We start from the raw sequence: 12,347 nt of genomic DNA, 5'->3' as shown, positions 1-12,347 counted from the left end.
ACTTCTGCGGGGCGGGCCGGCGGGCGTCCCGATCGGGTACGCAACGTCGGCTCGGGGGAGCGGAGTCACACGGCCGTCCTTTCCGGCCTTTGCTCCGCCGCGGCGGAGGCCGGGGCGGAGTCGTCAGGCCGTACCGGGTGCCCGGTGAGCGCCAGGAACACCTCGTCCAGGCTGGGCCGGCGCAGCGTCAGCTCGGCGACGGCGATCCCGGCGTCGTCCAGCCGGCGCACCACCGCGGGCAGTGCCGCGGGGTCGGAAACCGACGCGCGGATCGATCCGCCCGCCGAATGCGCCGTGGCGCCGGTCACCTCCCCGACGATCCCGGAGACGGCGGCCAGCCGCTGGTCGTCGGTGGGCCGCACCTCCAGCACCTGGTCGCCCGCCCGGGCCTTCAGCTCCGCGGGCGTGCCGGTGGAGATCACCCGGCCGTGGTCGATGACCGCGATGTCGTCGGCGAGCTGGTCGGCCTCCTCCAGGTACTGGGTGGTCAGCAGCACCGTGACCCCCTCGTCCACCAGACCGCGGACCACGCCCCACAGCTCGTTGCGGCTGTGCGGGTCCAGGCCGGTGGTCGGCTCGTCCAGGAACAGCAGGCTGGGGCGGCCCACCAGGCTGGCGGCGAGATCGAGGCGGCGGCGCATACCGCCCGAGTACGTGCGCGCCGGGCGCTCGCCGGCCTCGGTCAGCGAGAAGCGGTCCAGCAGCTCCGCGGCCCGGGCGCGCGCGTCGCGCCGCGAGAAGCCGAGCAGGCGGGCGATGAGCACCAGGTTCTGCGTGCCGGTGAGGTCCTGGTCGACCGCGGCGTACTGGCCGGTCAGCCCGATGAGCCGCCGGACCCGGTGCGGCTCGGCGACGACGTCGTGGCCGCCGACGAAGGCCCGGCCCTCGTCAGGGCGGAGCAGCGTTGCGAGCACCCGGACCGTGGTGGTCTTGCCCGAACCGTTCGGCCCCAGCACGCCGAGCACCGCGCCGCTGCGCGCCACGAGGTCGACCCCGGCCAGCGCGGTGGTGCCCTTGAACCGCTTGACCAGGCCCTCGGCGCGGATGGCGTCCGTCATTGTTCCTCCCTATCGGTCGGTGCCAGCCTGCCGTGCGGTGCTGACAAAACGCTGACATGCGCCGCGGTCCCTGACACGGCCCCGGCGAGGGCGGTGGCGGCCCCGCCGCCGGGACGCCATAATTCGCGATCCGCAGCGATCCGGGAGAAACGCCCTACACTCGGTCCCGTGACGAACCCCCGGCTGCGCCCGCCCGAACACCGAGTCGCGCCGCGCGCCGTACTCATGTGGACGCTGAGCGGCCTGGCCGGCACGGCGGTCGTCACCGCGCTGCTGGCCGGCGCGGCGGTGCTGATCCGCCTCGGCGGCTGGGCGTGGCTGCCCGGCCCGGTCGTGGAGTACGCGTGGTGGCCGGCGGCCTGCTACGCGGTGTACGGCGCCGTCCGTTCGCTGGTCGCGCCCCGCTGGCGGTACCGGGTGCACCGCTGGGAGGTCACGGATGACGTCGTCTACACCCGGGCCGGCTGGATCAGCCGCGCCTGGCAGCTCGTCCCGGTGAGCCGCATCCAGACCGTGGACCACACCCAGGGCTGGCTGGAACGGATGTTCGGGCTGGCGACGGTGGAGGTGCGGACCGCCTCGCACGCCGGATCCTCCACGATCGAGGGGCTGCGGGCCGACGTGGCGCGGGAGCTGTCCGAGCGGCTCGCCGTGCGGGCCGGTGAGCTGCGGGACGACGCCACGTGACCGAACCCGAGCACGACCGCTCCGTCGAGGCGGCGCCGCCCGTGCCGCCGGACGGCGTCCCCGCCCATTCGCCCGAGCCGGAGTACCGGCTGAGCGCGCTCACCATGGTGACCGCGCCGGTGCGCTACCTCCGCTCCTTCGTCGTGCCCATCGTGGTCGCCCTGGTCGCCGGCGGGTTCGATCCGTGGGCGCTCGGCTCGTCCGGGGCCGCGGTGGCCGGCATGTTCGTGGTCGCCTTCGTCAACTGGCGCACCGTGCGCTACCAGGTCGGGGCCGAGCGCCTGGAGATCCGCCGGGGGCTGATCGGGCGGTCCCGGCGGACCATTCCGCTGGAGCGCATCCGCGGCGTCGACGTCACCTCGACCCTGCTGCACCGTCTCCTCGGCCTCGCGGTGGTCCGCATCGAGGCGGCGGCCGGTGGCCGGGTGGCCGAGGAGGGCAAGCTGGACGCCGTGACGCTCACCGAGGCGGAGCGGCTGCGCCGGGTGCTGCTGCACCGGCGGGCGGTGCTCGGCGGTGCGCCGGCCGCCGATGCGGGGCCGACCGCGGCCACGTCCGCCGAGGGCGCGTCGCCCGATCCGGCCGAGCACGCCGAGCCGTCCGAACCCGCGCCGGGGGACACCGAGTACTTCCGGATGCCCCGCGCCTGGTACCTCTACGCGATGCTCAGCCTGGGGTACCTGCTGACCCCGTTCGCCGCGCTGGCCGCCTTCGTCGGTTTCGTCGCCCAGGTGCTCAGCGACCTGGACCTGGACGTCGACTCCCCCGCCGCCGTGGGGGCCGCGGAGTGGCTGCTCGACGGCGGCACGACGCTGGCGATCGCGCTGCTGGCCGGCACCCTGCTGGTCCTGGTGCTGCTCATGCCGATCTTCGCGGTGGCCTCCTACGCCATCAACAACTGGGGGTTCACGCTGCGCCGGCGCGACTCCGCCCTGGTGACCGAGCGGGGGCTGTTCACCCGGCGCAGCGCCACACTGGAGCACCGCCGCATCCGCGGCCACGCGCTGCGGGACAACCCGCTGGAGCGCTGGCGCGGCGCCGTCCGGCTGCGGGCGATCGTCACCGGGCTCGGCGACGCGGCCTCCGCCGCGGCGCTGCTGCCGACCGGCCCCCGGGACCGGGTCGACGCGATCGTCGAGCAGGCGCTGACCCCCTACCGCGGCGCCCTCGCCCCGCATCCGCCGGCGGCCCGCACCCGGCGGCTGGTCCGCGCCGTGGGCCCGTTCGCGCTGGCCGGTGCCGTGGCGCTCGCCGGCCGGGTGTACTGGCTCGCCGCGATCCTGGCGGTGCTGGCGGCGCTGGGCGTGCTGCTGGGACTGGACCGGTATCGCGCGCTGGGGCACGGGTTCGACGGCCACCAGGTGAGCGTGCGCTCCGGCTCACTGCGACGCGAGCAGGCGGTGCTGCGGCGCGACGCCGTGATCGGCTGGCGGTGGCGGCAGACGCTCTTCCAGCGCCGGGCCGGCCTGGCGACGCTGCAGATCGCGGTCGGCGCGGGCGGCGGGACCTACGACGCCGTCGACGCCGGATTCGGCACGTCGGTGGCGTTCGCGGCGGACGTGACGCCGGCGCTGCTGCGGCCGTTCCTGGTTGAGGGCGGCGGCGAAGGCTCCGCGGACGCACCGGCACCGTCCGCACGCACGGCCGGACCCGAGACGGGCGGCTGAGTAGGCGCTCCCGGCCGCCCGGACGCCGGTGGCAGGCCACGGCGATTCGGCGGCAGCCCGGCGGTGTCCCTGTCCCCCGGCTCGGCACGAGAGCGCGGCCCACGGTCCCGGAACGCGTGCCATGGGTCCGCGAGGGTCGCCACGAGGTGGCCGATGGGGCCGATACGGCCGCGCGCGGCGGAGCGGCAGGGGCCGGGGGCGCGGAGGGGACGGGGGAGACGGTCAGTCGGTCTTCTTCGCGCCGAACATGATCTCGTCCCACGAGGGCACCGACGCGCGCCGCCCGCGGCTCTTGCGGCGGGGCGGCTGGCCGCTGACGCCACCGGCCGCCGCGGCGGAGAGCGGGGGCTCCTCCTGGCTCGGGCGGGCGGACCCGGGCGGTCCGGTCCGCTGGGCGGCGGCGGAGGCTCGGTCGGGGTCGGCGGCCGGTGCGGGATCGGGCCGGTTCGAGGGCTCGGGCACCCGGTGCGTCGCGGGGTCGGCGGTGGGACGGCCGCGTTCGGAGGCGGCCGTGACCGGGACCCGTCCGGACCCGCCCGCCGGTTCGGCGCGGACGGGCTCGGCGGGAGCGGCGGGCGCCGGGGCCGCCGGCTCCGGCCGGACGGCGGGCTCGTACGCCCCCTGCCGGCGCGGGACGAACGGGGTGACCGTGCCGCCGCCCGTGTCGGCACCGAGGTCCAGCGGCTCCTCCGGCTCGGGGGTGGAGAAACGGGCGGCCTCGTCGTCGGCCGGGCTGACGTAACGGCGCCGGGGGTCGAAGGTCCAGTGGGCGACGCGCTCCTCGCCCTCGATCAGGAAGGCCAGCTTGACGAGCCAGGAGCCGTCGTCGCGCTTCCAGGAGTCCCACACCGCGTCGCCGGTCTCCAGCTGGTGCCGGCCGATGCGGTCGGCCACGAGGTCCCCCAGCACGGGGCCCGGGCCGGACTCGCCCTGCCGGCGCACCGTGGCGCGCTGGGCCTGCTGGGCCATGTACTCGCGTTCCTGCAGCACCGGGCCCTCGAACCAGCGCACCCGCTCGATCGGGATCCCGGCGGCCTCGGCGATGGCCTCCGCGGTCTCCCCGGAACGGATCCGGGCCTGGATTTCCTTGGGGCGCAAGGGATTCTCCACTTCGATCTCGTACTGGCCGAGCCGGGAGAACTGGCCGCGCACGGCGGCGCGGAGACGGTCGTCGACGGGCAGCGTGAAGCGGGTCCCACGGCCGGCGCTCGCCAACACCAGGTAGGTGCCGTCCTCGCTGACGGCGACGAGGCGAAGCTCCTGCATCGCCCTCCCTTTCGCGTCCCGTCGAGGGTATGTCCTAGGCCATCCCCCATGTCCTCAGTCTTGTTGGCATCCGCCCATTCGGCCAGTACCGCCGTCGGCATGTCCGAACCACGTCGTGTGGTGTGCGGCGCTGCCGCCGCGCCGTCGGGGCCGGTGCCGCAGACATCGCGCTCCCTATCGTGCCATCTTGACACGCCGGTGACTCGGTGGCCCGCCCGTGGCGCCTGGTTTCGGACACAAAGCCCTTGACGCCGTGCGGGTGATGCTATCCGGGACCGTTATGTGGTGGTAGGTCCGGCCGGGCTTCCGGGGGATCGTCCGGTGGAGTGCTGATTCACTGCTGAACGCCGCATACGATCGCAAATCGACACGCCGATCGCGACCCAAGGGTGATCAATCCCAGTTCCGCCGGTTACCGGAACACCGGCGGGTGTGGCGCGAGTTGACCGCATATGGACGGGGAAATCATGTGTGACCGTTATGGTGCGCGACGGAGCGGCGGCGGCGACCTCTGGGCGGACCGCGCGCCCGCCCTCCGAAGGGCGGTACCGGAGGAGGCCGGATGAGCGCCGACGAGGACGAGCGCGGCGGCAGGCGCATCGACCTCAGCTTCTCCCAGGTCGTCGGCGGGGGCCTCGCCACGCTGGCCGCCGCGACCGCGGCGTCCTACCTCGGGGTGTACGGCACGATCATCGGTGCCGCGGTGATGAGCGTCCTCAGCACCGCGGGCACCCCCGTGGTCCAGCACCTGCTCAGCCGAAGCAGGGAGACGGCCCGTGACCTCGCGGGACGCCCGAACCAGGAGCCGGGCCCCCGGCGCCCGCCGGTCCCTCCCGTGACTCCGGGTAAGGGCGACACCGAAACGCGCACCGACGAGGCCGAAACCGCGGCGTTCGATGCGGCCCCCGTCACGGAGCCGTTCCGGTCCGCCGCTACCGACGGCTCCGGAACCCGCACCGAGCCGCTTCCCCTCGGCGCCGCCGCTTCGGCCGGCGCACCGGACGGGGACCACGAGGAGGCCTCGGGCGGATCCGGCCGATGGCGCGGCCGCGCGCTCGTGCTGCCCGCGGTGGCGCTCTTCGTCGCCGTCATGGTGGTCATCACCGGATTCGAGCTGTACTCGGGCCGGTCCCTCTCCGACACCGTGCGGGGCGGCGGCACCTCCTCCGGCCCGTCGCTGCTCGGCGGCACCGGCGGCGGCGCGGCCGTGGAGCCCACCCCCGCCGCCACCCCCGAGTCCGGCACCGGAACCGGCGACCCGGGCGGCGACGCGACCCGGGAGGAGCCCGGCACCACGCCCGCACCGGGCGGCGACACCGGTGGCCCGGACGACGGCGCCACCACCGAGCCGACCGCTCCCGCCCCCGCGCCCGGCGCCGACGACGGCCCCTCCGAGGGGCAGGACGGCACCGGGAGCGACGGCACCGATGACGGCTCCACCGGGACCGGAACCGGCGAGGACGCTCCGGCCGACCAGCACGACCCGGCCGTGCCGCCGCAGGACGGCGCGCCCGGGACGCCGGCCCCCTGACGGCCCGCGGTCAGGCCCCCAGCACCCGGTCCAGGTAACGGTTGGCGAACCGGCGGTCCGGGTCCACGCGCTCACGGACCTCCAGCGCGGCCCCGAACATGGGGTAGACGCGCTCCAGGTAACGGTGGTCCCGGCTGTGCACCTTGCCCCAGTGCGGCCGGCCGTCCACCTCCGTGAACAGCGGTTCCAGGTCGGCGAAGTACTCCCGGTACGGCGACCCCCGGTACACGTGCGCGGCGACATAGGCGGTGTCGCGCCCGTGCGCGGTCGACAGCCACACGTCGTCGGCCGGAGCGAACCGGATCTCCAGCGGGAAGCTGATCCGGTGGCCGCGCCGGCGCAGCGTCGCGCGGATCCGGCGCAGGACGCCGGGCAGCTCCGCGGCCGGGATCGCGTACTCCATCTCCACGAACCGCACCCGGCGCGGGCTCGCGAAGACCCGGTGCGCGGCGTCCACGTACGCCCGGGCGGTGAGCGCCCGGGCCGACACCTGGTTGACGGCCGGAATCACCGCCGGAAGGCGGCGGCACACCCGGTTCACCGCTTCGAAGAGCGAGTTCGCCAGGAACTCGTCGTCCAGCCAGGCCCGCGTCCGCGACAGCGGGCGGGCGGGGCCGGGCGCCCGGTTGTTGCGCTTGGTGGTGGTCGCGCCGGTGTGCGGGAACCAGTAGAACTCGAAGTGCTCGTTGGCCGCCCGCAGTTCGGGCAGCCGGGCGAGCACCTCCTCCAGCGGCATCGGCTCCTCGCGCGCCCGGAGCAGGAACGCCGGCACCACCGCCATGGTGAGCGCCGCCACCACGCCGAACGCGCCGAGTCCCACCCGGGCCGCCTCGAACAGCGCGGGCTCGCGCTCGGCGGAGCACGCCACGACCGAACCGTCGGCGAGCACCAGCTCCATGCCGCGCACCATCGTGGCCAGCCCGCCGGCGTCCCGTCCGGTCCCGTGCGTTCCGGTCTGGACCGCGCCCGCCACGGTCTGCACCGCGATGTCGCCCATGTTGGCGAGCGCGAGGCCGTGCGCGTCGAGCACCGTGTTCAGGTCGCACAGCGGCAGCCCGGCCTCGACGGTCGCCAGGCCCGCCGTGGCGTCCACCGACCGTACCCCCGTCAGCGCCACGGGTGAGAGCAGCAGCCCGTCGGTGACCGCCACGTCGGTGAAGGAGTGGCCGGAGCCGACCATCCGGACCCGCAGGCCCTCCCCGGCGGCCGAGCGGACCGCCGCGGCGATCTCACCCGTGCTGTTGGGCGCGGCGGTCCGGCGCGGGACGGCCTCGTGAGTGCCACCCCACGTGCGCCACGTCACGTTCGACATGCACCGGGACGCTACCCAGCGCCCCGGCCGGCGGATAACCGGCCGGTAGGGGAGGAGGCGTTGACCCGCCCGGCAGCAAAGTCGGCCCCCGACGGCGATTGACATCCGCGGCACGACCGGGTCGTCGAGCCGGATCGCCGGGGTGCTGATTTCATGGAGTCATGAGTCCCTACGACGCGTTCCTGCTGATGTCCTTCGGCGGGCCCGAGAAGAACGACGACGTCATCCCGTTCCTGGAGAACGTCACCCGCGGCCGCGGCATCCCCCGCGAGCGGCTCGCCGAGGTCGGCGAGCACTACTTCCTGTTCGACGGCGTGAGCCCGATCAACCAGCAGTGCCGGGACCTGATCGCCGCGATCCGCGCCGACTTCGCCGCCAACGGCGTGCACCTGCCCGTGTACTGGGGCAACCGCAACTGGGACCCCTACCTGGCCGACACCGTCCGCGACATGGTTAAAGACGGGGTGCGCCGGGTGGTCGCGCTGTCGACGTCGGCCTACAGCAGCTACTCCAGCCACCGGCAGTACCTGGAGGACATCGAGCGCGCCCGCGCCGAGGTGGGCCCCGACGCCCCGGAGATCGACCTCATCCGCCCGTACTTCGACCACCCCGGCTTCGTGGACGCCCTCGTCGACCACACCCGCACCGCGCTCGACCGGCTTCCCGCCGACCTGCGCGGCGGCGCGCGCCTGCTCTACTCGGCGCACTCGATCCCCCTCGCGATGGCCCGCGCCAGCGGCGACCCGCGGGTCGACCACGGCCCGGGCGGCGCCTACGCGGCCCAGCTGGCGGAGGTCGCCCGGCTGGTCACCGAGCGACTCGGCGGCGGCCACGCCTACGAGGTCGTCTACCAGAGCCGCAGCGGCCCGCCCACCCAGCCGTGGCTGGAGCCCGACATCAACGACCGGCTGGCGGAACTCGCGGCCGAGGGCGTCCAGGCGGTCGTCGTGGTGCCGCACGGGTTCGTCTCCGACCACATGGAGGTCAAGTACGACCTCGACGTGGAGGCCGCCCAGACCGCCCGGAAACTCGGGATCCGGCTGGTCCGCGCGCACGCCCCCGGCACCCACCCGGCGTTCGTCGCCATGGTGCGCGACCTCGTGGCCGAACGCGCCGAGTCGCCGGTGCCGCGCACCGGGCTCAGCCGGCTCACCCCGGCCGGGCACACCTGCGGCCCGGACTGCTGCCGGATCCGCTGACCCGGAGGCGGGGAGCGGGGCCGCCGAGCGCCGGGCCGGGTCTGGAGCCGCCCCGGCCTCGGCCGATAGGCTCGGCAGCGTCCCGAACGCGCCGGATCGGAGGCTGTTTCCGTGGCACACCCATGGCATGAACTCGCCGACTACCTCGCGCTCCCCCGGGTCGGCGGGTTGCGGCTGTCCCCGGACGGCACGCGGCTGGTCGCCCCGGTGAGCGAACCCGACTCGGCCGGTACCGCCTTCGTCACGGCGCTGTGGCAGATCGACCCCACCGGCGCGGACGGACCACGCCGGCTGACGCGCTCCGCCGAGGGCGAGAGCACGCCGGAGTTCCTGCCCGACGGGTCGGTGCTGTTCGTCTCCAGGCGCGCCGCCTCCGAGGCCGCGCCCGGCGAGGAGGCCCGCCCGGCGCTGTGGCTGCTCCCCGCCGACGGCGGCGAGGCCCGCCGCGTGGCCACCCGGCCGAACGGCATCGGCGGGGTCGCGGTCGCCGCCGACTCCGGCACCGTGGTGTTCCGCGCCGACACCCACCCCGGCGCGAGCGACGCGGAGGCCGACGAGGCCGCGCGCAAGGCCAGGTCCGACGCCGGGGTCACCGCGATCCTGCACGAGGAGTCCCCCGTCCGGTCGTGGGACCACGATCTCGGCCCCACCCGGCCGCGGCTGTTCGCCGCCGCCCCGCCCGCCGACCCCGCCGCGCCGCTCGGCGCCGAGCGCGACCTCACCCCCGAGCCCGGGGCCGCCCTGGTCGACCAGCCGTACGCGGTCGCCCCCGACGGCCGCACGGTCGTCGCCGGCTGGCGGCGCTCCAGCGGACGCGGAGGCTGGTACGAGGCCTTGGTCGCGATCGACACCGAGACCGGCGACCGCCGCGACCTCACCGACGACCCGGACTTCGACTTCACCGCTCCCGCCGTGTCCCCGGACGGGCGGCACGTGCTGGCGGTCCGCTCCTTCGACGGCCGCCCCGGCGGCGAACCGCGCGACGCGACCCTGTGGCTGGCCGACCTCGCCACCGGTGAGGGCCGCGACCTGCTGCCCGACCACGAGCTGTGGCCCCGCGAGCACGCGTGGGCCGCCGACTCCACGGCCGTGCTGTTCACCGCCGACCTCGACGGCCGCCGCCCGATCTTCCGCCTGGAGCTCGCCACCGGTACCGTCACCCGGCTCACCCCGGACCACGGCGCCTACAGCGAGCTGAACCCGGCGCCGGACGGCCGCGCCCTTTACGCGCTGCGCGACTCCTTCGACGAGCCGCCCACCCCGGTGCGGCTGGACGCCGCCACCCCCGGTGAGCCGGCCCGGCTGCCGGCGCCCGGGCTGCCCCTGGACATGCCCGGCCGGCTCACCGAGCTGGCGACCACCGCCGACGACGGCACCCGGATCCGCGCCTGGCTGGCGCTGCCCGCCGAGGCGTCCGCCGACTCGCCGGCGCCCCTGCTGCTGTGGGTGCACGGCGGCCCCTACATGAGCTGGAACGCCTGGACGTGGCGGTGGAACCCGTGGCTGCTGGCCGCCCGCGGTTACGCCGTGCTGCTGCCCGACCCCGCGCTGTCCACCGGGTACGGCCGGCAGATGCTGCGCCGCGCCTTCGGCGAGTGGGGGCCGCGCACGTTCGCCGACCTGATGGCCATCACCGATGCCGCGGTGGCCCGCGACGACATCGACGCCGACCGCACCGCGGCCATGGGCGGCTCCTTCGGCGGCTACATGGCCAACTGGATCGCCGGGCACACCGACCGGTTCCGCGCCATCGTCACGCACGCGTCGCTGTGGTCGCTGGACGCGTTCGGCGGCAGCACCGACGCCCCGTGGGTGTGGGAGCGGGAGTTCGGCGACCCGTTCACCGACCCGGAGCGCTACGCGCGCAACTCGCCGCGCCGGGCCGCGCCGGACATCCGCACGCCCGTGCTGGTCATTCACGGCGACAAGGACTACCGCGTCCCCCTGAGCGAGGGACTGCGGCTGTGGTGGGACCTGCTCCGCAACGAGGTGGACGCCAAGTTCCTGTACTTCCCGACCGAGAACCACTGGATCCTCACGCCCGGCAACATCCGGGTCTGGTACGAGACCGTGTACGCCTTCCTGGACCACCACGTGCTCGGGAAGGAGTGGCGCCGGCCCGAACTGCTCTGAGGCCGGACGCCCGAACGGGGGCGGCCGCCCGGTGGCACGGGCCGCCCCGACAGCGACGAGCGAATGAAGAGGGGAACCACCATGACCGCGGTCGAACCGCGTGAACTCCTGGAGCTGGCCGTCGACGTGGCCGGCGAGGCCGGGCTGCTGGCGGCCGAGGGCCAGGCGAAGGTCGCGGTGCTCGACACCAAGTCCTCCCCGACCGACGTGGTCACCGAGATGGACCGGGCCACCGAGGAACTGATCCGCACCCGGCTGCTCGCCGCCCGGCCCGGCGACGCCGTGCTGGGGGAGGAGGGCGGCGCGGCCACCGGCTCCTCGGACGTCCGCTGGGTCGTCGACCCCATCGACGGGACGGTCAACTACCTGTACGGCCGCGCCGAGTGGGCGGTGAGCATCGCCGCCGAGGTGGCCGGCGAGGTCGTCGCGGGGGTCGTGGCGGCGCCGGTGCGCGGTGAGCAGTACACGGCGGTGCGCGGCGGCGGCGCTTACCGCGACGGTGTCCCGCTGCGGGCGGCTCCCGCGGTGCCGCTGGAGTTCGCGCTGGTGGCGACCGGGTTCGGCTATGGCGCCCGCCGCCGTGCCCACCAGGCCGAGGTGCTGCGCACCGTGCTCCCGCGAGTGCGCGACATCCGGCGGGCCGGGGCGGCGGCGCTCGACCTGTGCGCCCTGGCGGCGGGTCAGGTGAACGCCTACTACGAGCGCGGGCTCAACCCGTGGGATTGGGGCGCGGCCGCCCTGATCGCCCAGGAGGCCGGCTCCCGGGTGGGCGGCCTGCACGGGGCGCCGCCGAATCCCGGGCTCACCATCGCGGCCCCGCCGGGGCTGTTTGAGGAGCTGCACGACCTGCTGGCCCCCCTGGGCGCCGACGGCGACGGCTGAACCGCGCCCGGAGCGTGCGGGACGGTGCGGCCGAGAACGCCGCCGCCGCGATCCGTGGATCGCGGCGGCGGCGCCGGTTCGAGCGGGGGGAACCGCCGGGCGGCGGCTACACGCAGCGGACGTCGACTCCGTTGCGGGCGGCGATGCGGAGCAAGTCCTCCAACTCCGACGCGTGGGCGTCGGCGAGGTAGTCGTCCCCGGCGCTCTGCGCGGCCTGGAGCGAACGAGAGGTTTCGCTGATACGCCCCCGGATCTCCGACAGGAACTCGCCCATCATCACACTCCTCTCTCACCACATGCGTTGGCTGACGGATCCTGGCCATACCCACGTGGCCGGATCCGGAAAACCGGCGGAAGCCGAAGTTCACCAATCGGTAACACGCCGGCCGTGCCGGCGGTGGGACGTTCACGGGGCGGGTATCGGGGGCACCCGGGGTGGGTGAGCGTGGTCCAGCCCACATTTCCGGAGAATGACCAGATCTTATTTCTTTCTTATCCCACACGTGTCACTTTTGAGATGTGCGGGGTGAACGTCGCTGCCGGCGGTTGGGGGATACGCCGGCAGCGACTCCGCATGTCCGGGGGCCTTCCCCGTGCCCGACCGGCGCCGCC

10 protein-coding genes are annotated in these 12,347 nt (G+C 75.1%); 6 read left to right on the top strand and 4 right to left on the bottom strand.

All coding sequences use genetic code 11. The features are described 5' to 3' along the window. Positions 1 to 65 precede the first annotated feature (65 nt). The gene (locus ACFQRF_RS06485) at positions 66 to 1,058 is read right to left on the bottom strand and encodes an ATP-binding cassette domain-containing protein (protein WP_379869648.1); all 993 of its coding nucleotides are present in this window, start codon (positions 1,056 to 1,058) and stop codon (positions 66 to 68) included. A gap of 168 nt (positions 1,059 to 1,226) precedes the next feature. On the opposite strand from ACFQRF_RS06485, the gene ACFQRF_RS06480 reads away from it, so the two are divergent. Together ACFQRF_RS06480 and ACFQRF_RS06475 are read left to right on the top strand one after the other, a co-directional pair. Further along, on the top strand, positions 1,227 to 1,745 hold the full coding sequence (locus tag ACFQRF_RS06480; RefSeq protein ID WP_379869647.1) for a PH domain-containing protein: 519 nt from the start codon (positions 1,227 to 1,229) through the stop codon (positions 1,743 to 1,745). Further along, entirely contained in the window at positions 1,742 to 3,412 is a 1,671-nt protein-coding gene (locus tag ACFQRF_RS06475) for a PH domain-containing protein (RefSeq protein ID WP_379869645.1), read from the top strand. The genes ACFQRF_RS06480 and ACFQRF_RS06475 overlap by 4 nt, the downstream gene beginning before the upstream one ends. 222 nt (positions 3,413 to 3,634) lie before the next feature. Here ACFQRF_RS06475 and sepH read toward each other — a convergent pair whose 3' ends face one another. Then, entirely contained in the window at positions 3,635 to 4,678 is a 1,044-nt protein-coding gene (gene sepH / locus ACFQRF_RS06470; protein ID WP_379869643.1) for a septation protein SepH, read from the bottom strand. A 562-nt stretch (positions 4,679 to 5,240) separates the two neighbouring features. On the opposite strand from sepH, the gene ACFQRF_RS06465 reads away from it, so the two are divergent. Next, complete coding sequence (locus ACFQRF_RS06465; RefSeq protein WP_379869642.1) at positions 5,241 to 6,209, top strand: hypothetical protein; 969 nt, start codon at positions 5,241 to 5,243, stop codon at positions 6,207 to 6,209. Between the two features lie 10 nt (positions 6,210 to 6,219). Here ACFQRF_RS06465 and ACFQRF_RS06460 read toward each other — a convergent pair whose 3' ends face one another. Then, on the bottom strand, positions 6,220 to 7,521 hold the full coding sequence (locus tag ACFQRF_RS06460; protein WP_379869641.1) for a D-arabinono-1,4-lactone oxidase: 1,302 nt from the start codon (positions 7,519 to 7,521) through the stop codon (positions 6,220 to 6,222). A gap of 161 nt (positions 7,522 to 7,682) precedes the next feature. Here ACFQRF_RS06460 and ACFQRF_RS06455 point away from each other — a divergent pair, with 161 nt between their 5' ends. The 3 genes from ACFQRF_RS06455 to ACFQRF_RS06445 all read left to right on the top strand — a co-directional run bounded on the left by ACFQRF_RS06455 (position 7,683) and on the right by ACFQRF_RS06445 (position 11,735). Continuing rightward, on the top strand, positions 7,683 to 8,720 hold the full coding sequence (locus ACFQRF_RS06455) for a ferrochelatase (RefSeq protein ID WP_379869639.1): 1,038 nt from the start codon (positions 7,683 to 7,685) through the stop codon (positions 8,718 to 8,720). Between the two features lie 111 nt (positions 8,721 to 8,831). Beyond that, on the top strand, positions 8,832 to 10,853 hold the full coding sequence (locus ACFQRF_RS06450) for a S9 family peptidase (protein WP_379869638.1): 2,022 nt from the start codon (positions 8,832 to 8,834) through the stop codon (positions 10,851 to 10,853). 81 nt (positions 10,854 to 10,934) lie between these two features. Further along, positions 10,935 to 11,735: an inositol monophosphatase family protein gene (locus ACFQRF_RS06445; RefSeq protein WP_379869637.1), complete on the top strand. Its 801-nt coding sequence runs from the start codon at positions 10,935 to 10,937 to the stop codon at positions 11,733 to 11,735. Positions 11,736 to 11,841: 106 nt separating this feature from the next. On the opposite strand, the gene ACFQRF_RS06440 is transcribed toward ACFQRF_RS06445, so the two are convergent. Then, positions 11,842 to 12,012, bottom strand: a complete 171-nt coding sequence (locus ACFQRF_RS06440; protein ID WP_379869786.1) for a hypothetical protein — start codon at positions 12,010 to 12,012, stop codon at positions 11,842 to 11,844. Positions 12,013 to 12,347 lie beyond the last annotated feature (335 nt).

The organism is Marinactinospora rubrisoli (assembly GCF_042664915.1).
Lineage (GTDB): Bacteria > Actinomycetota > Actinomycetes > Streptosporangiales > Streptosporangiaceae > Marinitenerispora > Marinitenerispora rubrisoli.
The sequence above is the reverse complement of the archived record's forward strand: the minus strand, read 5'-3'. Positions and strand labels throughout refer to the sequence as shown.

What these genes read in the sequence shown, in the direction of transcription:
- ACFQRF_RS06455 (WP_379869639.1), top strand. Translation starts at nt 7,683, where the DNA reads ATGAGTCCCTACGACGCGTTCCTGCTGATGTCCTTCGGCGGGCCCGAG.
- ACFQRF_RS06440 (WP_379869786.1), bottom strand. Translation starts at nt 12,012, where the DNA reads ATGATGGGCGAGTTCCTGTCGGAGATCCGGGGGCGTATCAGCGAAACC.
- sepH (WP_379869643.1), bottom strand. Translation starts at nt 4,678, where the DNA reads ATGCAGGAGCTTCGCCTCGTCGCCGTCAGCGAGGACGGCACCTACCTG.
- ACFQRF_RS06485 (WP_379869648.1), bottom strand. Translation starts at nt 1,058, where the DNA reads ATGACGGACGCCATCCGCGCCGAGGGCCTGGTCAAGCGGTTCAAGGGC.
- ACFQRF_RS06460 (WP_379869641.1), bottom strand. Translation starts at nt 7,521, where the DNA reads ATGTCGAACGTGACGTGGCGCACGTGGGGTGGCACTCACGAGGCCGTC.
- ACFQRF_RS06465 (WP_379869642.1), top strand. Translation starts at nt 5,241, where the DNA reads ATGAGCGCCGACGAGGACGAGCGCGGCGGCAGGCGCATCGACCTCAGC.
- ACFQRF_RS06445 (WP_379869637.1), top strand. Translation starts at nt 10,935, where the DNA reads ATGACCGCGGTCGAACCGCGTGAACTCCTGGAGCTGGCCGTCGACGTG.